This is a genomic window from Micromonospora sp. CNZ296, assembly GCF_007827635.1.
Genome location: NZ_VISW01000006.1, coordinates 100,598 through 125,101, shown reverse-complemented (window position 1 = coordinate 125,101; position 24,504 = coordinate 100,598). Strand labels below are relative to the sequence as shown.

Sequence of the window (24,504 nt, the reverse complement as noted above, 5' to 3'; positions counted from 1 at the left end):
TCTTCCGGGGGGTTGCGCGATGGTGGTGGTGCGACTCCCCGACCCCGCGTCCGGTGGCGGATGGTGTCGAGGTACGACCAGCGCGGCTCGCCCGGTGAGCCTTGCGGCGCTCATGCCCTGCCATCGACTGTGAGCGATAACATCCCCCGGCGTCAACCCCTTCGGCTCATCCCGGTCCTACGGGTACACGTCCTCGTGTGCCTTGCGGTAGTCGACGATCTCGCCCAGCCGTCCGGCGGCGGCGTGCGTCACCCAGGCCGGGTTGCCCAGCAGCGCGCGGCCCAGCGCGACCAGGTCGAACTCCCCGTCCGCCAGCCGCGCGGCCAGGCCCGCCACCGACTCCGGGCCGTCCGGGCGCAGGAAGTCCCGCCGCAGCCCGACCGAGCCGACGGTGATCGACGGCAGGCCGGTGAGACGCTTCGCCCAGCCGGCCAGGTTCAGCGGCGAGCCGGGGAACGCCGGCTGCCAGAAGCGGCGCTGCGAGGCGTGCAGCACGTCCGCGCCGGCCTCGGCGAACGCGCCGAGGATCTGCGCCAGCTCGGCCGGGGTCTCGGCGATCCGCGCGTCGAACGCCCGCTCCTTGAACTGGGAGAACCGCACGATCACCGGGTGACGCGCCGGGACCTGCGCGCGGACCGCGCGCACCACCGCCGCCGGGAACGCCGCCCGCCGCTCCGGCGAGCCGCCGAACGCGTCGGTCCGGCGGTTCGTGTACGGCCACAGGAACTCGTCGAGCAGGTAACCGTGCGCCGCGTGGATCTCGATCGCGTCGAACCCGGCCCGCACCGCGACCCCTGCTGCATTCGCGTACGCCGCGAGCAGGGTGTCCACGTCGGCCGCGGTCATCGCGTACGGCGCGGGACGGCCCGGCTCGCGTACCCCCGAGGGGGTCCACGCCGGACGGCCGTCGACCGGTTCGCGCAGGCTGCCCAGGTGCCACAGCTGCGCGGCGATCCGGCCGCCGGCGGCGTGCACGGCCTCGACCACTCCCCGCCAGCCGGCCTCGGCCGCGCCGGCGGTCATCCGGGGCACGGTGTCCTCGTGCCCCGCGCTGGGATGGTCGACCAGCACACCCTCGGTGACGATCAGGCCGATGCCGGCCGCGGCGCGGCGCCGGTAGTAGTCGGCCATCTCCGGCGTCGGCACGCCGCCCGGCGCGCGGTTACGGGTCATCGGCGCCATCACGAAGCGGGACGGCAACGGCAGCCCGGCGACGGTGACGGGTTCCAGCAGCGGCGTCACCGGCGATCCGGTGTCCAGGGTCGCGTTCATGACCCGACGCTAGGAGTTGACACCGGTGTCAAGGGCAAGCGCTCAGGCGGCCGGATCCCGGGTGTCCTCGGTCACTGTCATGTCGGACACCACGTCGTCGAGCACCGCGACGGCGTGCGCGAGCCGTGCCATCTCGGCTGTCATCCGGGTCCGCTCCTCGCGCAGCCGGTCGGTGAGCCACGAGGTGCGGACCTCCGGATCGGTCACGCAGGGCAGCAGCTCGGCCATCCGGCGGCTGCTCAGCCCGGCGTCGAACAGCCGCTGGATGAGCCGGACCCGGTCCACGGCCGACTCGGCGAAGACCCGCTGCCCGCTCGCGGTGCGCACGGCGGCGAGCAGCCCCTGCTGCTCGTAGTACCGGATGGACCGGGCGCTCACCCCGGTCCGCGCCGACAGCTCCCCGATCCGCATCGCGCCTCCCCGCTCGCCGGACCTCCATCATCGAGCATGCCGCGCCGGTCAGGACAGCAGCTCGACGTACCCGTCGGTGCCGTGCACGCGGATCCGCCCACCGTCCGGGATCAGCCGGGTCGCGTCCGGCACCGCCACCACTGCGGGCAGGCCGTACTCACGGGCGATCACCGCGCCGTGCGTCATCAGCCCGCCGACCTCCGTCACCAGGCCCGCGACGGCCACGAACAGCGGCGTCCAGCTCGGGTCGGTGTGTGCGGTGACGAGGATGTCGCCCGGCTCCAGGTCGGCGCCGGCCAGGTCCGCCACGACCCGCGCCCGCCCCTCGACGACGCCGGCCGAGACCGCCAGCCCGGCCAGGGCGCCCGGTGGCACGTCGTCGCGCCGGTACGAGCCGTTCAGCGCCTCGCCGTCGGAGGTGAGCACCCGGGGCGGGGTGAGCGCCCGGTGCGCCCGGAACTCCTCCCGGCGGCTGCGGATCAGCGCGGCGTCCACAGAGCCGGTGGCCGCGACCTCGCGGAACTCGTCGAAGGTGAGGTAGAAGACGTCCTCCGGACCGGCGAGCACACCGGCGCGCACCAGCCGGCGGGCCTCGCCCATCAGCGCCTGCTTGTAGACGGCGTAACGGCTCACGATGTCGTACTTCGGGTACTCCCGGTAGCCGGCGAACGTCCGTACCCGCTCGATCACGGCCTGCGTCTCGGCGGCCCTGCGCTCGCCGTCGGGGAGCGCGCGCAGGCGGTCCAGCACCTCCCGGGCCTTCGCCTCGGCCCGCTCCCGGCCCTGGGCGAAGCGGCGCGCAGCGGCGCCCGGGGCGAAGGTGCGGACGTTGTCCAGGATCAGCGGGACGAGCGTGGCCGGGTGCTCGCTCCACCGTGGCCGGGTGATGTCGATCTCGCCGACGCAGCGCATGCCGTACCGGTCGAGGTAGCCGGCGATGGCGTCGCGCGCCTCGACGCCGCCGGGCAGCTTCGGCAGCTCGTCCAGGAACCCGTCGCCGGCGGCGTCCCGCAGGAACGCCACCACCTCTGGGTACGCGCGGACCACGTCCGCCACGTCGAGCAGCGCCAGGCCCATCTCGGCGGTGACGTTGCCGGGCGCGGAGAGCGTGAGCGTGTCGGCGGCGTCGCGTTCGCCGAGCCACTCCCCCAGCTTGTCGTTGAGCCACCAGGTGGCCTGCATTCCCGCCATGATCACCTGGGCGCTCACCGGATCGGTGAGCACCCGCTTGTGCTCGGCGAACGCCTCGACCAGGAAGTCGAACAGCTCGGGTCCGGAGCGGCCGCGGACGTCGCGGCGCAGGGCGGCGAGAGACTCCCGGCTGCGTTCGACGAGCGTGGTGACGATCGCCGGGTCGGTGTCGATCGAGGGCGGCGGGCCGCCCACGGGCGGGCCGGCCGGGGCCGGGTCCGGCGCGGCCGGTACGACGTCCCGGGCGAGGACCGTGTCCAGCGCGTCCCGGGTGAGCGGGTCGGCCCGGCCGATCATGCCCAGGAACGCGGTACGACCCGCCGCCGTGGACAGGTGCGGCGTGGCGTCGACGAACAGCCGCCCACCCGCCTCGTGCATCGGCGCCATGGCGGTCAGCCGCCACATCGACAGGCCCAGCGGCTTCATCGCGTCGGTCATCATCTGTTGGTGGCCGACCGACAGGTAGACGTGGAACCGCCCGTCGGCGGCCGCCGGCACCGGGAACAGCGTGGTGATCGGCCGGCTCTGGAGGATGTGGATGTCGTCGCCGGTCAGGGCCCACTCGATGTCCTGCGGGCACCCGAAGCGCGCCTCGATCCGCCGTCCCAGCGCGGCGAGGCGTACCGCCTGCGCGTCGGTCAGCGCGGGCTGGGCCTGCCGCGCCGGGTCGACTGGCGTCTCCCGGGTGCCGCCGCCGGGCACCGCGTGCACCGCCCGCGCCTTCGCGCCGATCGTCCGGCCGGCCACCGCGCCGTCGCGCACCGTGAAGACGTCCGGGTTCACCAGGCCGGAGACCAGGGCCTCGCCGAGACCGAAGCCGGCCTCCACGGACACCACCGTCCGGTTCCCGGTCACCGGGTCGGCGGTGAACATGATCCCGGCCGCGTCCGGGACGACCATCAGCTGCACCACCACGGCCATGTCCACGGCACGGTCGTCGATGCCGTGGCGCCGCCGGTAGGTCACCGCCCGGTCGGTGAACAGCGAGGCCCAGCAGCGGCTCACGTGCCGCAGCACCTCGGCCGTGCCGACCACGTTCAGGTAGGTGTCCTGCTGGCCCGCGAACGAGGCGGTCGGCAGGTCCTCGGCGGTCGCGCTCGACCGCACGGCGTACGCGGCGTCCGCGCCGAGCCCGGCCAGCGCGGCGGTGACCGCCGCCGCGACGTCGCCCGGTAGCGCGGTCCGCTCGACGACGCGACGCACCTCGGCGGCGGCCGTCCGGAGCGCCGCCGGGTCGTCCGCGTCCGCGCGGGCGAGCCGGTCCAGCGGGCCGGCCAGCGCCGGCGTCCGCGCCACGGCCAGCCGGAAGGCGTCGGTGGTGACGCAGAAACCCGGGGGTACGCGCACCCCGTCGATCCGCGTCAACGCCCCCAGGTGCGCGCCCTTGCCGCCGACCGCGGCGATCCGCGTCTCGTCGACCTCGTGCAGTTGCCACACGTACCGTCCGGTCATGCCGTGCCCCCGTTTTCGCAGCTCGACCCGCATCGGCCGCTGATTCTGCGGCATCACCGGGGCCTTGCGGCAAGACCCGGGGTGCGATATACGTTGATAGTGGCGAGGAGAGTTGTCTCCTTGCCTTTCGTTTTGCCGCACCACGAACCCCTTCCCTGACCCGCTGCCGTCACGTGAGTCAGATCTCCCCGCCCCGGGTGGAGTGCCGGGGGCGCGACGGGGCAAGAAGCGACCACGAGGCCGCGACGCGGCCCGGACGAGCGGGACCGGACGGGGTGGGGGAGACTCGGGCGATGAGCGGCGCTGACACCGACCCGCGTACGCGTGCCGACGTCTTCGCCGTGGACGCGGAGATCGGGCCGGACCTGGCGCGGATCGACTGGTCGGCGCACCCCCTGGGCCCGCCGGACACCTGGCCGCAGAGCCTGCGGACCGCGGTGCGGATCCTGCTGTCCTCCCGGTTCCCGATGTGGATGGCCTGGGGGCCGCAGCTCAGTTTCTTCTGCAACGCCGCCTACCGGCGGGACACGCTCGGCCGCAAGTACCCGTGGGCGCTGGGGCTGCCGGCGAACGAGGTATGGGCGGAGATCTGGGACGACATCGGCCCTCGTGTCGACACCGTGCTGCGCACCGGCGAGGCGACCTGGGACGAGGGCCTGCTGCTGTTCCTGGAGCGCGCCGGCTACCGGGAGGAGACGTACCACACGTTCTCCTACAGCCCGCTGCGCGCCGACGACGGCAGCCTGGTCGGGATGCTCTGTGTGGTCAGCGAGGACACCGAGCGGGTCATCGGTGAGCGGCGGATGGCCACGCTGCGCGACCTCGGCTCGGACCCGAGCGTCATCCGCACCGAACAGGAGACGCTCGCGTTCGTCAGCCGCCAGCTGGCCCGCAACCCGCAGGACCTGCCGTTCACGCTCACCTACCTGTACGACGACGACGGCGGCGCCCGGCTGGTGGAGGCGACCGGGCTGGCGGCGGGCCATCCGGCGGCCCCCGCCACGCTGTCCCCCGGCGACCCGGCCGCGCCGTGGCCGGCCGGCGCCCTCACCGAGGGCGAGTCGGTGCGGGTCGCGCTCGACGGCCCCGCCTTCACGGACCTGCCCGCCGGTGTCTGGCCCGCCGCGCCGGCCGAGGCGCTCCTGGTGCCGCTGCGCCAGCAGGGCGGAGCGCCGTACGGGTTCCTGGTCGCCGGGCTGAACCGCTACCGGGCGCTGGACGACGGGTACCGCGGCTTCGTCGAGCTGACCGCCGGGCATCTGGCCACCGGGATCGCCAGCGCCCGCAGCTACCAGGCGCAGCAGCGGCGGGCCGAGGAACTCGCCGAGCTGGACCGCGCGAAGACCGCGTTCTTCTCCAACATCAGTCACGAGTTCCGCACCCCGCTCACCTTGATCATGGGACCGCTGGACGAGTTGCGCGGCCGGTTGCAGGGCGCCGACGAGCAGGTCCGCGCCGAGCTGGACGTCATCCGCCGCAACGGGCTGCGCCTGGGCAAGCTGGTCAACAGCCTGCTCGACTTCTCCCGCATCGAGGCCGGGCGGATGCAGGCCCGCTACGAGCCGGTGGACCTGGCCGCGGTGACCGCCGACCTGGCGAGCGTCTTCCGGTCGGCTATCGAACGGGCCGGTCTGTCCTTCGAGGTCGACTGCCCGCCCCTGCCCGAGCCGGTGCACCTGGACCGCGGCATGTGGGAGAAGGTGGTGCTGAACCTGCTCAGCAACGCGCTGAAGTTCACCTTCGACGGCACGATCCGGGTGGAGCTGCGCGCCGAGGGCGACGCGGCGGTGCTGCGGATCTCCGACACCGGCATCGGCGTACCCGCCGACGAGATGCCGCGCCTGTTCGAGCGGTTCCACCGCATCGAGAACGCCCGCTCCCGTTCCGACGAGGGCAGCGGCATCGGCCTGGCCCTGGTCCAGGAGCTGGTCACGCTGCACGGCGGCGACATCGACGCGTCCAGCGCGGTGGGCCGGGGCACCATCTTCACGATCCGGCTGCCGTTCGGCACCGCCCACCTGCCCGCCGACGCGCTCGCCCCGGCGGGCACCGGCCGGGCGCCGGTGTCGGCCGAGCCGTTCGTGCAGGAGGCGCTGCGCTGGCTGCCCGCCGACCCGGGCGCCGCCGTCGGCGAGGGCGACCCGGCCGAGGGGCCGGTCCAGCCGCTGCCCGGTGGGGCGCCGGCCCGGGTCCTGGTGGCCGACGACAACGCCGACATGCGGGAGTACCTGACCCGGCTGCTGCGCTCGGCCGGGCACGAGGTGCAGGCCTTCGCCGACGGGCGGGCCGCGCTGGACGCCGCCCGCGCGCACACCCCCGACCTGGTGGTCAGCGACGTGATGATGCCCCGGCTCGACGGCCTGCAACTGGTGGCCGCGCTGCGCGCCGACCAGCGTACGGCCGGCACTCCGGTGCTGCTGCTGTCCGCCCGCGCCGGTCAGGAGGCCTCGATCGAGGGGTTGGAGGCCGGCGCCGACGACTACCTGGTCAAGCCGTTCCCGGCCGCCGAGCTGCTGGCCCGGGTACGCGCGAACGTGGAGCTGGCCCGGCTGCGCAACCACCACGCCCGCTGGCGTACCGCGCTCGTCGACTCGTTGCAGGAGGCGTTCTTCGTCTGCGACGAGGACGGCGCGGTGGTCGAGATCAACGCGGCGTTCACCGGCATCCTCGGGTACGGAACCGAGGACCTGCCCTACCCCGCGGTGCACCCGTGGTGGCCGGACCGGGAGGCCGAGCCCGAGGCGCACCGCCAGGTGGCGGAGGCGTTCTCGAGACTCGTGGGCCAGACCCGTGGCACGTACACCGTGCCGGTGACCCACCGCGACGGGCACCGGATCTGGATCTCGGCCGCGTTCAACCAGGTCGACGACCCGGACAGCGGCCGCCGGATGATCGTCGGCACGTTCCGCGACGTCACCGCCGAGCACTACGCGGTGCAGCGGGAGACCGCCCTGGCCGGGCTCAGCATGCGGCTGTCGCAGGCCGACGACCTCACCGACGCGCTGCACGGGGTGCTGGACGAGCTGCGCAAGCTGTGGCGGGCCGCCGGCGTGCTCACCGCCGTCTTCGGCGACCTGCCCGCCCCCGAGGTGACCGCCACCGACCCGGCGGCCCGGTGGGAGACGTTGCCGCCGCAGCGCCGGCAGGCGTTGCTCGCGCTGCGGGACACCCCGCTGCTGACCCCGGTGGCGACGCGTACGCACGGCGCCGGCATCGCCGTCGAACATCCGCACGGCACCATGGCGCTCTGGATCGACCTGGGCGAGAAGCGGCCCTTCACCGAGCAGGACCAGACGCTGCTGGCGCTGCTGGCCGGCCACATCGGGCAGGGGCTGCACCGGGTGCACCAGATCGACCAGCAGCGGGAGACCGCGCTGGCCCTGCAACGGGCGATCCTCGGCCCGGCGCAGCTCCCCGCCGGCTTCGCGGTGCGGTACTCCCCCGCCGCGATGCCGCTCAAGGTCGGCGGCGACTGGTACGACACCGTCGAGCTGCCGGACGGGCGCATCGGCATCGTGGTCGGCGACTGCGTGGGACACGGCCTTCAGGCCGCGACGGTGATGGGGCAGCTGCGCAGCGCCTGCCGTGCCCTGCTGTTGCAGGACCCGAGCCCGGCCCGGACGCTCGTGGCGCTGGACCGGTTCGCCGCGCTGCTGCCGGGGGCGTCCTGCGCCACCGTCTTCTGTGGCGTCCTCGACCCGGCCACCGGCCTGATGCGCTACTCCAGCGCCGGTCACCCACCGGCCATCGTGGTCCGCGCCGACGGCACTCCCGAACTGCTGCAGCACGGCCGGTCCCGGCCGCTGGCCGTACGCCCCGGGCAGGAACGTCCCGAGGCGGAGGCGACGGTCCCGCCGCGCGCCACCCTGATGCTCTACACCGACGGCCTGGTGGAACGCCGCCGCCAGCCGATCACCGCCGGCATCGCCCGCGCCACCGACGCCATCCAGCAGGGCCACCACGCGCCGGTCGAGGTGCTGGCGACCGAGATCATGGACCGGCTCACCCCGGACGGCGGCTACCACGACGACGTGGCCCTGCTGCTCTACCGTCACCCCGGGCCGCTGGAACTGGAGTTCCCGGCCGAGTCGACGCGCCTGGCCGAGGTCCGCACCGCGCTGCGGGGATGGCTGGACCGCTGCGGGCTGGCCCCGGCCCACGCGTACAACATCCTGGTGGCGGCCGGGGAGGCGTGCGCCAACGCGATCGAGCACGGGCACCGCGACAACCCGGGCGGCCGGATCCGGCTGCGCGCCGCCGCCACCGCCGGCGCCCTGCGCCTGAGCGTCACCGACAGCGGACACTGGCGCGACCGGGACCAGCCTCCCGACCCGCACCGCGGCCGGGGACTCGTGCTCATGCGCGCGCTGATGGACAACATCAGCGTCACTCCGGGGGCCACCGGCACCACCGTCGACATGCAGGCGAGGATCACGCCATGAGCACGTCCCTGACCCTGACCACGAGCGACAGCCCCGACGGCGTCCGCGTGCTGGCCGCCGTCGGTGAGATCGACATGAGCAACGCGTCCGCCTTCGCCGACGCGCTGGCCGAGGCCGTACGCCCCGACGGCGAACCCCTGGTCGTGGACCTCACCAAGGTGGAGTACCTGGACAGCGCCGGGCTGGCCGCGCTGTTCCCGCACGCCGACCGGATCGCGCTGATCGCCGGCCCGCTGCTGGAGCCGTTGCTGACCATCTCCGGGCTGGCCGACCTCACCACGGTCCGCAGCGCCTGACGCCGTCGGGGCGTCAGGCGCTGTCGCGGGTCGGGCGCGGTCGCGGGGTCAGGTTCCGTTGCGCACGATCACCAGCGGCGAGTGGGCGTGGTGCAGCACCGCGTGGCTGACCGAGCCGAGCAGCAGCCCGCCCAGCGCGCCACGTCCGTGCGCGCCGACCACCACGAGCTGGGCGTCCTTCGACTCCTCCACAAGCACCCGGGCCGGGGCGCCGCGCAGCGACCGCTGCCGTACCGGCACGTCGGGGTAACGCTCGGCCCAGCCCGCGATCGACTCGGCGAGGACGCGCCGGGACTCCTCGGCGAGCGCCTCCGGGTCGTACACCAGGGGCAGGATGTCGCCGGGGCCGATCGGGGTGGGGTACAGCCAGGCGTGCACCACGATCAGCGACGCGCCCCGGCGGTCGGCCTCCTCGTACGCGTACCCGACCGCCGCGGTGGACAGCTCGGAGCCGTCCACGCCGACCACGACCGGGCCGTCGGCGCGCGCCTCGCCGCGCGTCACCAGCACCGGGCAGTGCGCGCGGGCCGACACCTGGAGCGTGACCGAGCCGATCAGCAGGCCGGCGAACCCGCCCAGACCGCGGTGGCCGAGCACGATCAGCGCCGCCTCGCGGGACTCGGCGACCAGCACCGCCGCCGGCGCGCCGTCGACCACCACGCCGGTGACAGGCACGTCCGGGGCGACCTTGCCGGCCTCGGCGACCGCCTCGGCGACGACCCGTTCGGCCTGGTTGCGCAGGCCGGCGCCGGCGGGCGCGCCCGGGGCCGGGGTGAGCGGCGCGCGGGTCAGCGGCCAGATGAAGGCGTGCACCACCTGCAGCGGCCGGTTCCGGTCGGCGGCCTCGCGGGCGGCCACCCGGACCGCGTCCAGCGAGGCGGCGGAGCCGTCCACGCCCACCACGACGGGGGCCTGCGAGTGGATCGTCATGTCGTCCTCCTTCACTCGTCCTCAGCCTGCCGGTCAGGCGGCCGGCCCGGCAGGGCCGGCGGGCCCGGCGTGGGGGCCGTTGGTCCCGCGGAAGCGGCGGGTCAGCCGCAGCACCAGCCCGGGCAGCACGCCGATCGCGGCGCAGGCGAGCAGGTCGAGCGCGCTGAGCGGCGAGGTGCCGAGCAGCTCGCGCAGGGGCGGCAGCAGCACGCCCGCCACCTGGAGCACAGCGGAGATCGCTACCGCCACCGGCAGCGCGAGGTTGCGCTCGCGCGAACCCGGGGTACGGATCGCGCGGACCGCCAGCGCCACGCCGAGCTGGGCGAGGCCGAGGACCACGAACACCACCGACTGCCACGGCCGGTCGGCCGCCGCGGCCCACACCCCGGCGCCGAGCGTCGCCGCGGCGATCAGCCCGCCGGTGACCAGCACGTCCCGGCCCAGGCCGGCGCCGAGCACCGACTCCTGCGGCGAGCGGGGCGGCCGGCGCAGCGTGCCCGGCTCGGCCGGTTCCGCGCCGAGCGCCACCCCGGGTACGCCGTGGGTGAGCAGGTTGATCCAGAGGATCTGCGCCGGCAGCAGCGGCACCGGCAGGCCGAACAGCGGGCCGAGCAGCATCACCGCGATCTCGGCGACGCCACCGGCGAGCGCGTAGCGCAGGAACCGGCGGATGTTGTCGTAGATCCGGCGGCCCTCGCCGATGGCGGTCGCCACGGTGGTCAGGTCGTCGTCGACGAGCACCAGGTCGGAGGCCTGCCGGGCCACCTCGGTGCCGCCGCCCATGGCCACGCCGATGTCCGCGCGGCGCAGCGCCGGGGCGTCGTTGACGCCGTCGCCGGTCATCGCCACCACGTGCCCCCGGTTCTGGAGGCCGGCGATGATGTCGAGCTTCTGTTCCGGCTGGGTCCGCGCGTACACCCGGGTCTCGGGGTGGGCGCGGCCCGGGTCGCCGTCGTCGCCGTTGGCGAGCGGGTCGCCGTCGCGCCAGAGCCCGAGCCGTCCGCCGATGGCGGCGGCGGTCGCGGGGTGGTCGCCGGTGATGAGGACAAGCCGGATGCCGGCCTCCTCGAAGCCCGCGGCGATGCCGGGGGCCGCGGCGCGCAGCGGGTCGCCGACCGCGACCAGGCCCAGGGGGCGCAGGCCGGTCGGCCGGGCCGGGTCGGGCAGGGTGTCGACCACCGCGGAGGCCACCGCCAGCACGCGCAGCCCTTCGGTGGCGAGCCGGTGCGCGGCGCCGGTCAGCTCGGCCAGTTCCGCGGCGTCGGCGTCCACCAGCGGCGCGGCCAGCAGATTCTCCGGCGCGCCCTTGCAGACCACCAGGTAGCGCCCGTCGCAGCGGCGGTGCACCGTGGTCATCCGGCGCAGGTCCTGGTCGAACGGGGCCTCCGCCACGCGGGGCCAGGCGTCGCGGGTGGTGTCCGGGTCCAGGCCGCAGCGGGCGCCGAACGTGACGAGCGCCGCCTCCAGCGGGTCACCGATCGCCGTCCACTCGGGCCGCTCGTCGGTCGGCGGCGTCACTGTGGCGTCGTTGCAGAGCAGCCCGGCGCGGGCGAGAGCGCGCAGCTCGTCGGGGGCGCTCACCGGCTCGCCCCGGTGGTGCACCTCGCCGTCGGGCGCGTAGCCGGTGCCGGTGACGGCGTAGCGGTCGCGGCCGGGGACGACCGCGTACTGCACGGCCATCCGGCCCTCGGTGAGCGTGCCGGTCTTGTCGGAGGCGATCACGGTGACCGAGCCGAGGGTCTCCACCGCGTGCAGCCGACGGGGGATGGCGCGGCTGCCGGCCATCCGGCGCGCACCCAGGGCGAGCGCCAGCGTGACGACGGCGGGCAGCGACTCCGGTACGGCCGCCACCACGAGGCTGACGGCGGTGACGGCCATCTGCGTGACCGGCCGCCCGTCGAGCACGCCGATCGCGAAGACCAGCCCGGAGAGCACCACGGCGGTCAGGCCGAGCACCCGGCCGAGCGAGGACAGGCGTCGTTGCAGCGGGGTGGGCGCCGGCCGGGTCGCCGCGACCAGGGCGCTGATCCGGCCCAGCGCGCTCGCCGCGCCGGTGCGCACCACGGTTCCGGTGGCGCGGCCGGTGGTGACCACGGTGCCGGCGCTGGCCTCCTCCCCCGCGACCCGGGCCACCGGCACCGACTCGCCGGTCAGCGCCGACTCGTCCAGGCTGAGGCGTACCGCGTCGGTGAGTTCCAGGTCGGCGGGTACCACGTCGCCGGCCTCCAGCCGGACCAGGTCGCCGCGGACCAGGTCGGCGGCGGGCAGCACGAGGTCACGGCCGTCGCGGACCACACGCGCGGTCGGTGCGGCGAGCCGGTCCAGCGCGGCGACGGCCCGGTCGGCGCGTACCTCCTGCACCACGCCGATCGCGGTGTTGATCAGGACGACCAGCACGATCACCGCGGTGTCCGGGTAGTCGCGCAGCAGCGTGGTCACCACGGCGGCGGCCAGCAGCAGCGCCACCAGCGGGTCGGTGAGCTGGCGGAACACCCGGCCGGCCAGCCCGCGCTTGCGCGGGGCGGCCACGGTGTTCGGGCCGTCGGCGCGCAGCCGGGCGGCCGCCTCGGCCGAGCCGAGCCCGGTCGCGGGGGCCGGAGAGATCTCGGTGGGCGTCGTCGCTGTCGCCGGCCCGCCGTTGATCACCACATCGTCCTCCATGTCGTCGCCGCCCGCGCCGGGCAATCCCAGCATGCGGCGCGAACCTACGTGGCTCGCAGGGCCGAGGGCCTGTCGGACCCGGGACCAACGGCCCCCCGCGTACGGGGCAGCGCGGCCCCCGGCGCGCCGGTAACGTCGGCGCGGTGAGCCGGACACGCAGCGCCACCGAGCCGACACCTCTGTCCCGTCACCGATGGGTCCGGTGGACGCTCGCGGTGCTCCTCCTCGCGTCGGCGGGGTGCGGGAGGGGGTTCGGGGAGGAGAGCGGCGACGCGCTGGCGCGTGACACCGCGGCGGCGGAGGCGAAGCAGCTCAACACGGAGCTGGGTCACCGCAACCGGGCGCGGGACGCCGGGTCGATCGCAGCGGCCGAGATCGTCCAGGAGCCGACGGACGCCGCGTCCGGCGGCGGTGCGACAGTCCGGCGGGAGGCGCTGGCCTGGTCCGGGCGCACCGCCGGGAACGAGCGGGCCACCGTCGACGTGCGGTTCGTGGTGACGGTGCCGGAGCAGCCGCCGGTGTCGATCGGTGGCGCGAGCAACAGCGCCGGTGAGGCCGCGCGCTGCTACCGCTACGAGTTCGAGCTCTACCGCTACACGACGTACCACGAGATCGACTGTCCGAGCGGCCCCGCTCCGTCGCCGCCCACCGCCGCGCCGGTGCCGAGGGTGCCCGAGGACGGGCGGCAGCGGCTCACCGCCGTGCTGCGCACCGCCACCCCGGACACGCTTGCGGGCGCCGTGCGGGCGGCCTTCCCACAGGACTGGATCAGCGTCGACACGACAGTGCACGAGGGCGCGCTCGTCGCCGCCGTCGGCGTACCCGCCGAGCGGGACTGTCTCCTGCTCGTCCGCACGCCGGCCGGGAAGATCGAGAGTCCCGGGTACGACCGGATCTGGCTGGAGCCGGGCGAGACCGGCTGCCGGACCGCCCTCTACGTGGCGCCGCCGCGCTGACGTACCGGTTTGCCGCGGGGCCGCCGGGGCACCTGACGGTCATGACTGATCCGGAGCAGTTCCAGCGGCAGCAGGAGGGCGCGCTCGAGCGCGGGCAGGTGTTCCAGGACGCCGAGGGGCGGCGTACCCGGGATCCGGGCGCCGGGGCGGAGAACGCGGAGAGTGAGGCCGACCGCAACGCCGAGCGCCTGGCGCGCGGCGAGGTGGGCCCGGGCGTCCCGGAGGACTGACGCGCCGGGCCGATGTCAATGTAGCGTTGACGGGTGACCCTGGACCGCCTGTCCGAGATCGCCGCGGCCGGGGTCCGGCTGGACGACCGCGAGCTGGACCTGATCGACCGGGCCCGGCACGACGGCGCCACCTGGGCCGACGTCGCGCGGGCGCTGGGCCTGGGCAGCCGGCAGGCCGCCGAGCAACGCCGGCAACGCCTCGTGGCGGCCCGGCGGACCCGCCTGGCCCGGCTCGACCCGGGCGGCTCCCCCGAACTGCCCGTGCTGCGGGCGGCAGTCACCGACCTGCACCGCTGGATCGAGACGGACCGCGCGTGGGACGGGCGCTTCGCCCGCGCGGCGTTGACGCGCCGCACCTGCGCGCTCGCGCTGGACGCCCCCGCCGGGCCGCTGTACGCGCTGGCCGCGCACCTCGCCGACGACCTGGCCGGGGCGGGGCGGCGGCTGCCCGCTCCGGCACGCGACGCCGCCCGGCGCATCGCCGCCGCGCTGTCAACATCATATTGACGTACGCCCAAGGCATTGCCCCGGGACGGCTCAACTCCGGAGGATGTGAGTCCACCAGACTCAACCTCTCGGGGGATCCATGCGCCGCAACGCCGTCCTGTTCGTGGCCGTCTCGCTGCTGTCCGGCCTCGGCGGCAGCGCCATGGCCCTGGTCTCCGGCATCTGGATCCTCGATCTCACCGGTTCCACCGGGCTCGCCGCGCTGGCCGGGCTCTGCGTCTACGCCCCGACGCTGGCCGGACCGTGGCTCGGCGGCCTGCTCGACCGGGTGCCCCGGCGTCCCCTGGTGATCGGTGTCGACCTCGCGCTCGCCGCCGCGCTGCTGAGCCTGCTGGCGGTGCGAGGGCCCGGCGAGGCGTGGCTGATCTACGCCGTCTCGCTCGCCTACGGCATCGGCTACGTGCTCGTCGACGCCGGCGAGACCGCGTTGCTGCCCGCCGCGCTCCCCCCGGCCCGGCTGGCCGACGTCAACGGCTGGCGGTCGAGCGCACAGGAGGGCATGAAGCTGGTGGCGCCGCTGGCCGGGGCGGGCCTGTACGCGTGGCGGGGCGGGCACGTCGTCGCGGTGCTCGCCGCCGCCGTACCGGTGCTCGCGGCCGCCCTGTACGGCGCGTTGCGCCTGACGCGGACCGCCCCCGCTCCCCCGGCCGCACGCCCGGCGCGGGTGCGGGACGGCCTCGCCGCGCTGCTGGCCCGGCGGGCGGTACGCGTACCCGTGGCGCTCGCGGCGGTGTCCATCGCGATGTCCGGGTTCACCACCGCAGCGCTGTACGACGTGGTGGTGACGGACCTGGCGCTGCCGTCGACGTTCCTCGGTGTGCTGGCGAGCGCGCAGGGCGGCGGGTCACTGCTCGCCGGGCTCGTCGTCGGCCGGCTCGTCCGTCGCCACGGCGAGATCACGGTCGGTGCCGCGGGCGCGGTCCTGTTCGCCGCCGGCTGTCTGGGGCGCTGCCTGCCCTGGTGGCCGGGCACTGTGGCCGCCTCGGTCGTCGTCGGTGTGGGTCTGCCGTGGACGCTCGTCGCGGCGGTCACCGCCGTGCAGACGTACACGCCGCAGGCGATGCTCGGGCGGGTCGCCGGGACCGCGAACACCGCGATGTTCGGCCCGATCACGCTGGCCATCCCGCTCGGGTCGGCGGCGGTCGCGGTCGGCGGCCGGCCGCCGCTGGTGCTCGCCGCGGTGGCGTGCCTGGCCGCGGCACTGGCGGCGGCCGTCCGGCCGCGTCGTCAACCGGCGGCCGGCGGGCCGGACAGGTGGCGGATCAGCTCCGGCCGGGAACGCAGCCGCAGCTTCCGGTAGACGTTGCCGAGGTGGTACTCGACGGTCTTCGGTGACAGGAAGACCCGGGCCGCGATCTCCCGGTTCGTCAGGCCCTCCGCCACGTGCAGGGCGATCAGGCGTTCCTGGCCGGTCAGCCGGTCGACGGTCCGGTCGCCGGGCTCGGGCGGCCGCCGGCCGGTGGCGTCGATCTCGGTGCGGCACCGCCGCGCCCAGCCCTGTGCGCCGAGCGCCTCGAACAACCGCAGCGCGGCGTGCAACTGGACCCGCGCGTCCCGGCGACGGCGGGCCCGGCGCAGCCGCTGCCCGTAGCTCAGCAGCGTCCGGGCCCGTTCCAGCGGGACGACGGCGGGATCACACCGGGCCAGCGCCGCCGCGAAGACCTCGTCCAGGTCCGGTTCGCCGGCGAGCAGGCCCTCGACGCGCGCGGAGGCGGCGCGGGCGGCGGCACCACCCGTACCGGCCAGGTCGCGCAACCGCCGTGCCGACCGCTGCGGGTCGGACAGGTGCGCGTACGCCTCGGCCAGCTCGGCCGCGACGGGCAGCCACCCCGGTTCGGCGATGCCGCCGTCGCGCTGGGCCCGGCGGACCCGTTCCAGCTCGGTCACGGCGTCGTGCCAGCGCGCGCCCACCACCGCCGCGATCCCGGTGGCGTAGCGGAGCCGGACCTCGATCTCCCGGAACTCGCCCGGCAGGAGACGACGGGCGTCCTCGACGTGCGCGAGCGCCTCCGGCTCCTCGCCGAGCAGCGCCTCCACCAGGGCCAGCACGGCCAGCGCCTCCGCCCGCAGCACCGGAAGCGCCACCTGCTCGGCGATCCGGACCGCCTCGGCGGCGGCCTGGTACGCCGCGTGCAGCCGGCCGGTGCGCCACTCCAGCCCGGCGAGCCGGGGCAGGGCGTACGCCAGCAGGAACACGTCGTCGGTGGCGCGGGCCCGGTCGATCTCCGGTTCCAGCAGCGCACGCGCGGTGTCGTGTTCCCCGATCCAGCAGAACACCTCGGCCAGCTCCGCCGCCGAGCCGTCGGCGTGGCCGGCGCAGGCGGTGACCAGGGCACGGGCCGACGCGACCCCCTCGGGCAGCCCGGCCAGCACCTGCGCCGCGGCCAGCCGGATCGGCCCCTTCGGCCAGGTCGCGCCCGCGTCCGCGGCGGCCAGCTCGGCCACCCGCGCGCACAGCGGCACCATGCCGGTGACGTCCAGCCGCGCCCAGAACTGGTTGACGCGGGCGCTCATCAGCCGGGCCGCGCCGAGCGGATCCGCTTGCGCGTACGCCTGCGCGTCGGCCAGGTACGCCTCGGCGCCCGCCGTGTCACAGTGCTGCTGCGCCAGGTGGGCGAGCAACGGCTTGACCCGGCAACGCAGGTCGGCGCGCCGGGTCAGCCCGATCGCCTCCTCCCCCAGCGTGATCGCGTGCCGGCTCGCGCCCGCGTTGGCCCAGGCGCGGGACGCGGCGGCGAGCCGGGACGCGCGTACGTCCGGGTCCGGTGTGAGACGGGCGGACCGCTCGTACGCGCGCGCCTCGGCCACCACGCCGCCCCGGCGTTGCGCCCGCTCGGCGGAGTCGGCCAGCAACGCGGCGACGCCCTCGTCGGGCACTGTGGTGGCGGCCGCGAGATGCCAGGCCCGGCGGTCGGCGGTGTCGTCACCGGTGAGCGCCGCGGCCACCGCCAGGTGGGCGGCCCGCCGCCGGCCGGGGCCGGCGACCGAGTGCACAGCGGCGCGGGTCAGCGGGTGGCGGAACGTCACCTCGCGATCGGTCACCCGGATCAGCCCGGCGTCGACCGCCGGGTCCAGCACGCCCAGGCGCAGCCCGTCCGCCGCCAGGATCCGCTCCAGCAGCGCCGGGGTGGTGGCCTCGGTGACCGCGCAGGCGACGAGCGCGCGCCAGGTGTTGTCGGGGAGCCCACGGGCGTGCGCCAGGACGGTCATCTCGATGCGTTCGACGAGCACGAGAGGCTCCCGCAGCGGCAGCCACCCGTTGCGGTGCTCCTCGGACAGCGTCGCCGGCAGTTCGGTCAGCGCGAGCGGGTTGCCGGCGGTGGCCGCCGCCAGGTCGGCGGCGACCCGTGGGTCCAGGCCGGCGCGCATGGCGAGCCGGATCGCGTCGTTCCGCGGCAGACCGGTCAGCGGCAGCTCCGGCAGGCCGGGCGCGGGGAACGCGGGGGCGTCGCGGGCCGCGAAGACGACGGCGACCCGGTCCGCGAGCAGCCGCCGGGCGGTGAACAGCAGCGCCTCCGCCGAGGCCGGGTCGATCCAGTGCGCGTCGTCGACCAGGCAGAGCACCGGCGTGTCCTCGGCCGCCGTCGTGAGCAGGCTCAGCGTCGCCACGTACGCGGCGAGCCGGTTGACCGGACGGGAGCCGCCGCCGATGGCGAAGACGGTACGCAGCGCGTCGGCCTGCTGCGCGGGCAGATCGCCGAGCCGGTGCAGCAGCGGGCGCGCCAGTTGGTGCAGCGCGGAGAACGGCAGTTCCGCCTCGAACGGGGCGCCGGTGGCGCGCAGCACCCGCATCCCGGTGGACCGGGCGGCGCAGTGCTCCAGCAGCGCCGTCTTGCCGACGCCCGCCGCGCCGCGCACCACCAGGGCGCCGCCGTGACCGTCGACCGCGTCGGCCAGCAGCGCACCGAGCCGCCGGCACTCGTCGGCGCGCCCGAGCAGGGCGTCCCCGCCGGTGTCCGTGGCCGTGCCGACGGCACCGGCCGGCGCCGGACCACTGCCCATGACCGCACGCTAGCCGCCGGCGTCGTCAGGGCGGGCGGGCGCGACGCGAACCCGACAGGAGGCTCGCGCGGCCTCGTCGACTAGGAGGAACCCGGATCCGGTGGCCGTCGCGGATCCCTAGCGTCGTCCCCAGTCGTCCGGCCGGTGACCACCGGCGCATCCGGGACGGCGACACGACTCCGAGGGGAGACACCATGATCGGGAAGAGAGCCGCCGGGGTGCTGGCGGCGGGACTGCTCGCCACCGGGCTCGGGGTGGCGTCCGGCCCGCCGGCGCAGGCCGCGACCGGCCACTACGCCATCGTCAACTACGGCAGCGGCAAGTGCCTGGAGGTGGACCGGTCCGGCGCCCCGTCGTCGCTCGGCGGCCGGGTCGTGCAGCGCACCTGCGACGGCCAGGCCGTGCAGCGCTGGTCGCCGGTGGGCAGGGACACCTACACGTTCGTCAACCAGTTCAGCGGCATGTGCGTGGACGTCCGCAACGGGGTGAACGCCGACGGCACGCCGTTGCAGCAGTGGGCCTGCACCGGCACGTCGAGCATGAAGTGGACGGTCGACCCGAACTCCTTCGCGGGGGTGCACCAGATCAAGTCGCAGATCGGCGGCCGGTGCATGGACGTGCGGGGCGGATCGGACGCCGACGGCGCGACCGTCCAGATCTACCGCTGCACCGGCTTCGGCAACCCGGCCCAGGTCTGGTCGTTCGCGGCCGTCTGACCGGCGCGGATGCGGCCCGTCCCCAGGGGTGAGGGGGACGGGCCGCACGATCGTCAGCGCCAGGTGTCGCTGACGGCCCGGGTGCCGCCGGCCGGCGTGGTGAACGTCCGGTTCGCGCCGGACTCCCAGATCACCGTGCCGTCCGGGTTCTTCTTGACGTACTTGTACTCGACAGCGGTGTTCGCGGGCAGGTCGACCGTGGCCCGCCAGACCGGATAGGCGGCGGGCGAGAGGGCGACGGCGGCGGACGGGTTCCAGCCGCCGAGCGCCGGGACGTTGCCGACCACGAACACGTTCTGTCCGTAGACGGTGGTCGCGGTGACGGAGAACGTGGTGGCCACAGCCGTGCTGACGGTGTCGCCGCGGAACGTCTCGGTCACCGCGTACGTGCCGGTGGCCGGCGTGGTGAGCGTCCGGTTCGCGCCGGACTCCCAGGTGACCGCACCGGCGGTGGTCAGCTTGACGAACTTGAACTCCACGCCGGTGGACCGGGGCAGGCTGACGGTGGCGCGGTAGGTGCCGCCGCCCTGCGCGGCGAGCTTGACGCCGTTCGCGGGCGTCCACGAGCCCAGCTCGGGGATGCTGCCGACGACGTAGACGTCCTGCCCGGCGGCCAGGTTCGCGGCGACGGTGAACGTGGTGGCGATCCGGTCACCCGGGCTGACCGTGGGGGACGCGGTCGGGGAGGCCGTCGGCGACACGGTCGGGGAGGCGGTCGGGGACGGGCTGGCACCCGGCCGGGCGTTCACGTGGATCGCGACCGCGTCGTTGGCCGGGAGGGTCACCGTGGCCCGGCCGCCGGACACGGTCACCGTGGAGCCGGTGCAGCCGCTGCCGGTGGCGACGCCGGAGATGACGTCGCAGTACCGGCCGTCGGCGAGCCCGGTGACGAAGGTGGCGGTGGTGGCCGAGCCGGAGTCGTTGACGCCGATCCAGGCCCGGTCGCCCCGGTGGAAGCCGATCACGTTGCTGTTCACTGTGGTGAAGTCCGAGACGGTCTTCACCGGCCGGGCGGCGTTGGCCCAGCCGACCATGCCCTTGACGCCGGTGGTGCGGCTCAGGCAGTTCCAGGCGGCGCCGCAGGTCGTGTCGGTGACCCGTCCGGTGCCGTCGTGCGGCGGGGACTGGTTGCGGTTGGACCAGGTGAAGCTGTCGTAGACCGACGGCTTGCCGTGCGGGTAGGCCAGCGCGAAGTAGTTCGCCAGCACGTAGTCGGTGCCGTTCTTGTACGACAGCACCACACCGTCGCGCTCCAGGTCGTGGTTGGTGACCATGGCGAAGACGTTGGCGCTCGGCGCGTCGAGGTTCCAGTTCGGCACGTTCGCCAGCGCCGAGATCGAGCCCTGGAACGCCGAGCGGATGCCCTTGGCGTACGCGAAGTCGAGCACGTCGCCGTTGCCGATGTACGCCCGGGCCTGCAACGCGGGATTACTGGCGCCGTCGAAGATCTCCTGTGCGACGTACGGACGCCGGCCCTCGGCGACGGTGTTGTTCAGCTTGCCCAGGATGGCCGCGAAGTCGTCCTTGCGGATGTGCTTGACCGCGTCGACCCGGAAGCCGTCTACGCCGAGCCCGATCAGGTCGTTGAGGTAGCCCGCGATCTTGTTGCGGACCGCCTCCTTCTCGGTGTAGAGGTCGGACAGCGACAGCAGCTCGCAGCTGGTCACCTGGGCCTCGTTGTTCCAGTCGCTGATCGCGCCGCCGGTCGGGCAGTTGTCGCCGGGGCGGTGGAAGTCGCCGGCGCCGTACGGCACGGCCGGGTAGCTGTAGCCGGAGAACTCGGTGCCGGCGTAGCCGCGCGTGCCGGCCGGGTTGTTGGTGCCGGCCATGTGGTTGACGACCGCGTCGACGTAGACGCGCACACCGGCGTTGTGGCACGCGGTGACCATGGCGGCGAACTGCTGGCGGTTGCCGAACCGGCTGTCCAGCTTGTACGACACCGGCTGGTACACCTCGTACCAGGGGTAGGCGCCGTCGGCGCTGGCGGGCAGCTTCACCGACTCCTGCGGCGGCGCCACCTGCACCGCGCCGTAGCCGGCCGGTCCGAGGTGGTCGGTGCAGGCGGCGGCGACCGAGTTCCAGTTCCATTCCCAGAGGTTGGCGGTCACCTCGCTGTCGTTCAGGACGACGGCGGCGCGGGCGGGGGTGGGGGTGGTGGTGGCAGCGGCGACGGCGACCGTGCCGCCGGCCGCGACGAGCGCGGCGGCGAGCAGCAGGCGACCGGCGCGGCCACGGGGGTGTGGCCTGGCGGATTGCATGGTCGGGGGACCTCTTCCGTGGGTTCGAAAGGGTGAGCGGGGGTGGGGCGGCCGTCCCGGGTAGCGAACACCATGCGCCATCCATGAAAGTCTTTGCAAGAGCTTGCGGCAAAGTTTTCGAAACCAGCAGGCAACACGAGTGGGCTCGGATTCCCGGCCACCAGCGGCGATCCACGCTGGACCGGACGATCGGGCGCCGGAGGCGATTCCCGCTGCTCGGGACGGGACGACCCGCTTCGCGGGACGATCGCAACTTCCGAGCAGATTTTCCAGCGTTTGCGGGCCGGGTGCGCCCGGCACCCGCCGGACACGGACGAGCCCCGGTCCGTCGCGTCGCGACGGACCGGGGCTCGCTCAGATGTGACGGATCAGGCCAGGTCGAAGCGGTCCAGCTCCATGACCTTCGTCCAGGCGGCGACGAAGTCGCGGACGAACTTCTCCCGCGCGTCGTCGCTGGCGTAGACCTCGGCGAGCGCCCGCAGCTGCGAGTTGGAGCCGAAGATGAGGTCGACCGCGGTGGCGGTCCACTTCACCTGGTCGGTCGCCAGGTCGCGGATCTCGTACACGTGCTCCTCGGACTCCGCCGCCTTCCACCGGGTGCCCGGGGAGAGGAGGTTGACGAAGAAGTCGTTGGTGAGCACGCCGGGCCGGTCGGTGAGCACGCCGTGCGCGGCGCCGCCGACGTTGTTGCCGAGCGCGCGCAGGCCGCCGACCAGGACGGTCATCTCCGGCGCGGTCAGGTTCAGCATGTACGCGCGGTCGACGAGCAGCACCTCCGGCTGGGTCTTCTCGCCCGGCCGCAGGTAGTTGCGGAACCCGTCGGCGCGCGGCTCCATCACCCGGAACGACTCGACGTCGGTCTGCTCCTGAGTGGCGTCGGTACGACCCGGGTGGAACGGCACAGTCACCTCGACGCCGGCGTCGCGCGCCGCCTGCTCGACAGCGGCCGAGCCGGCCAGCACGATCAGGTCAGCGAGCGAGATCTGGGCGCCGCCAGCGGCGTTGAACTCCTGCTGGATGCCCTCCAGGGTGGCCAGCACGGTGGCGAGCTGCTCGGGCTGGTTGACCTCCCAGTTGCGCTGCGGCTCCAGCCGGATCCGCGCGCCGTTGGCGCCACCACGCTTGTCGGTGGAGCGGTAGCTCGCGGCCGAGGCCCAGGCGGTGGAGACGAGCTGGGCGGTGGTGAGGCCGGACTCCAGCACCTTCGCCTTGAGCGCGGCGACGTCGGCGTCGTTCACCAGGTCGTGCGCGGCGGCCGGCACCGGGTCCTGCCAGAGCTGGGCCTCGGGCACCCACGGGCCGAGGAAGCGGCTGACCGGGCCCATGTCACGGTGCAGCAGCTTGTACCAGGCCTTGGCGAACGCCAGCGCGAACTCGTCCGGGTTCTCCAGGAAGCGGCGGGAGATCTTCTCGTACGCCGGGTCCACGCGCAGCGACAGGTCGGTCGTGAGCATGGTCGGCTTGTGCTTCTTCGACGGGTCGTGGGCGTCCGGGATGATCGCATCGGCGTCCTTGGCCACCCACTGCTTGGCGCCACCGGGGCTGGTGGTCAGCTCCCACTCGTAGCCGAAGAGGATCTCGAAGAAGCGGTTGCTCCACTGGGTCGGCTTGTCGGTCCAGGTGACCTCGAGGCCGCTGGTGATCGTGTCGCCGCCCTTGCCCTCGCCGTACGTGCTCAGCCAGCCCAGGCCCTGCGCCTCCAGCGGCGCGGCCTCCGGCTCGGGGCCGACGTGCCGGTCGGCGGGGCCGGCGCCGTGGGTCTTGCCGAACGTGTGGCCGCCGGCGATCAGCGCGACGGTCTCCTCGTCGTTCATCGCCATCCGGCGGAACGTCTCGCGGATGAAGTGCGCCGCGGCGAGCGGGTCGGCGTTGCCGCGCGGGCCCTCCGGGTTGACGTAGATCAGACCCATCTCGGTCGCGCCGACGCCGGCCACCATGTCCTTCTCGGAGGCGTAGCGCTCGTCGCCCAGCCAGGTGTCCTCGGGGCCCCAGAAGATCTCCTCCGGCTCCCAGACGTCCTCACGGCCGAAGCCGAAGCCGAAGGTCTTGAAGCCCATCGACTCCAGGGACACGTTGCCGGCGAGCACCAGCAGGTCGGCCCAGGAGATCTTCTGGCCGTACTTCTGCTTGACCGGCCAGAGCAGCCGGCGGGCCTTGTCCAGGTTGGCGTTGTCCGGCCAGCTGTTCAGCGGGGCGAAGCGCTGCCCGCCGTCGCCGGCGCCACCGCGGCCGTCCTCGATGCGGTAGGTGCCCGCGGCGTGCCAGCTCATCCGGATCATCAGGCCGCCGTAGTGGCCGAAGTCGGCCGGCCACCAGTCCTGCGAGGTGGTGAGGACCTCGGTGATGTCCCGCTTGAGCGCCTCGACGTCGAGCTTGGCGAACTCCTTGGCGTAGCTGAACTCCGGGCCCAGCGGGTTGCCCTTGGACGAGTGGGCGTGCAGCACCGACAGGTCGAGCTGGTTGGGCCACCAGTCGCGGTTGCTGCGCGGACGACCGCCGGTCTTCGGGGTCGGCGAGTCGATCGCCGGGTTCTCGCTCTCGCTGCCGTGCGCGGTCACGGAGTCGTGCGCGACCGGGCAGCCGGCCGCCTCCTTGGCGTCCACGCCCTGCGGGCTGACGGGCCGGTTGTCCTGGGTGTCGCTCATCTGCTTCCTTCCGAACTGGCGGATCACTGGGCGGTGCGGTCGGCCGCGCAGCCGGGGCAGGTGCCCCAGTAGACGACCTCCGCCTCGTCCACCACGAAGCCGTGGTCGTCGGAGGCGGTGAGACAGGGGGCGCGGCCGACGGCGCACTCGACGTCGGCGATGGCGCCGCAGGAACGGCACACGACGTGGTGGTGGTTGTCTCCCACCCGCGACTCGTAGCGGGCCGTGGCGCCGGCCGGCTGGATGCGCCGGATCAGCCCGGCGTCGGTGAGTGCCCGGAGCACATCGTAGACCGCCTGGTGGGACACGGTGGGCTGCTCGGCGCGGACCAGGGCGATCACCGTGTCGGTGTCGACGTGCGGGTGGTCACGCAGCGCGGCCAGCACCGCCACGCGGGGCCGGGTCACCCGCAACGAGACCGCCCGGAGCTGCGTCTCGAAGTCGGCCGTCATGCGACGACCTTAGTCCGGTCTTTTGGAATGAATCAAGTTTTTGCCCAGGTGTGTCGGCCGTCACACCAGCAGGGTCCGGGCGC

Annotated in this window: 16 protein-coding genes; 7 read left to right on the top strand and 9 right to left on the bottom strand. The window is 74.6% G+C overall.

The window, feature by feature from the left end; genetic code table 11:
* Positions 1-177 precede the first annotated feature (177 nt).
* The 3 genes from FB455_RS12405 to rph are packed head-to-tail and all read right to left on the bottom strand — an operon-like array spanning position 178 to position 4,326.
* Positions 178-1,272 (bottom strand): oxidoreductase, encoded by a 1,095-nt coding sequence (locus FB455_RS12405; RefSeq protein WP_013286835.1) that lies wholly within the window; start codon positions 1,270-1,272, stop codon positions 178-180.
* Between the two features lie 42 nt (positions 1,273-1,314).
* Positions 1,315-1,683, bottom strand: coding sequence for a MerR family transcriptional regulator (locus FB455_RS12400; RefSeq protein WP_013286836.1), 369 nt, complete (start codon positions 1,681-1,683; stop codon positions 1,315-1,317).
* 48 nt (positions 1,684-1,731) lie between these two features.
* Complete coding sequence (rph, locus tag FB455_RS12395) at positions 1,732-4,326, bottom strand: rifamycin-inactivating phosphotransferase (protein WP_145753437.1); 2,595 nt, start codon at positions 4,324-4,326, stop codon at positions 1,732-1,734.
* Between the two features lie 293 nt (positions 4,327-4,619).
* On the opposite strand from rph, the gene FB455_RS12390 reads away from it, so the two are divergent.
* Positions 4,620-8,768: a SpoIIE family protein phosphatase gene (locus FB455_RS12390; RefSeq protein ID WP_145753435.1), complete on the top strand. Its 4,149-nt coding sequence runs from the start codon at positions 4,620-4,622 to the stop codon at positions 8,766-8,768.
* Entirely contained in the window at positions 8,765-9,064 is a 300-nt protein-coding gene (locus tag FB455_RS12385) for an STAS domain-containing protein (RefSeq protein ID WP_013286839.1), read from the top strand. Before FB455_RS12390 ends, FB455_RS12385 begins: the two co-directional genes overlap by 4 nt.
* Positions 9,065-9,112: 48 nt before the next feature.
* Here the strand turns inward: FB455_RS12385 and FB455_RS12380 are convergent, their stop codons facing one another.
* Both FB455_RS12380 and FB455_RS12375 read right to left on the bottom strand, forming a co-directional pair.
* The gene (locus FB455_RS12380) at positions 9,113-9,994 is read right to left on the bottom strand and encodes a universal stress protein (protein WP_013286840.1); all 882 of its coding nucleotides are present in this window, start codon (positions 9,992-9,994) and stop codon (positions 9,113-9,115) included.
* 33 nt (positions 9,995-10,027) lie between these two features.
* Entirely contained in the window at positions 10,028-12,688 is a 2,661-nt protein-coding gene (locus tag FB455_RS12375; protein WP_013286841.1) for a cation-translocating P-type ATPase, read from the bottom strand.
* A gap of 110 nt (positions 12,689-12,798) precedes the next feature.
* Between FB455_RS12375 and FB455_RS12370 the strand changes: the two genes are divergently transcribed.
* The 4 genes from FB455_RS12370 to FB455_RS12355 all read left to right on the top strand — a co-directional run bounded on the left by FB455_RS12370 (position 12,799) and on the right by FB455_RS12355 (position 15,648).
* Positions 12,799-13,611: a hypothetical protein gene (locus tag FB455_RS12370; protein ID WP_244879619.1), complete on the top strand. Its 813-nt coding sequence runs from the start codon at positions 12,799-12,801 to the stop codon at positions 13,609-13,611.
* Positions 13,612-13,652: 41 nt separating this feature from the next.
* The gene (locus FB455_RS12365; RefSeq protein WP_013286843.1) at positions 13,653-13,841 is read left to right on the top strand and encodes a hypothetical protein; all 189 of its coding nucleotides are present in this window, start codon (positions 13,653-13,655) and stop codon (positions 13,839-13,841) included.
* Positions 13,842-13,874: 33 nt separating this feature from the next.
* The gene (locus FB455_RS12360; protein WP_013286844.1) at positions 13,875-14,348 is read left to right on the top strand and encodes a hypothetical protein; all 474 of its coding nucleotides are present in this window, start codon (positions 13,875-13,877) and stop codon (positions 14,346-14,348) included.
* A 79-nt stretch (positions 14,349-14,427) separates the two neighbouring features.
* Positions 14,428-15,648 (top strand): MFS transporter, encoded by a 1,221-nt coding sequence (locus FB455_RS12355; RefSeq protein WP_013286845.1) that lies wholly within the window; start codon positions 14,428-14,430, stop codon positions 15,646-15,648.
* On the opposite strand, the gene FB455_RS12350 is transcribed toward FB455_RS12355, so the two are convergent.
* Positions 15,576-18,350 (bottom strand): LuxR family transcriptional regulator, encoded by a 2,775-nt coding sequence (locus FB455_RS12350; RefSeq protein WP_145753433.1) that lies wholly within the window; start codon positions 18,348-18,350, stop codon positions 15,576-15,578. The two genes, FB455_RS12355 and FB455_RS12350, sit on opposite strands and share 73 nt — an antisense overlap.
* A 194-nt stretch (positions 18,351-18,544) precedes the next feature.
* On the opposite strand from FB455_RS12350, the gene FB455_RS12345 reads away from it, so the two are divergent.
* Positions 18,545-19,066 (top strand): RICIN domain-containing protein, encoded by a 522-nt coding sequence (locus FB455_RS12345; protein ID WP_013286848.1) that lies wholly within the window; start codon positions 18,545-18,547, stop codon positions 19,064-19,066.
* A 53-nt stretch (positions 19,067-19,119) separates the two neighbouring features.
* Here FB455_RS12345 and FB455_RS12340 read toward each other — a convergent pair whose 3' ends face one another.
* The 3 genes from FB455_RS12340 to FB455_RS12330 form a co-directional block, all read right to left on the bottom strand.
* Positions 19,120-21,324, bottom strand: coding sequence for a carbohydrate-binding module family 20 domain-containing protein (locus FB455_RS12340; protein ID WP_013286849.1), 2,205 nt, complete (start codon positions 21,322-21,324; stop codon positions 19,120-19,122).
* A gap of 368 nt (positions 21,325-21,692) precedes the next feature.
* Positions 21,693-23,969 carry a catalase/peroxidase HPI gene (gene katG, locus FB455_RS12335; protein WP_030268453.1) on the bottom strand — a complete coding sequence of 759 codons (2,277 nt, stop codon included), beginning with the start codon at positions 23,967-23,969 and terminating at the stop codon, positions 21,693-21,695.
* Between the two features lie 23 nt (positions 23,970-23,992).
* Positions 23,993-24,421 (bottom strand): Fur family transcriptional regulator, encoded by a 429-nt coding sequence (locus FB455_RS12330; RefSeq protein WP_013286851.1) that lies wholly within the window; start codon positions 24,419-24,421, stop codon positions 23,993-23,995.
* Positions 24,422-24,504: the final 83 nt, after the last annotated feature.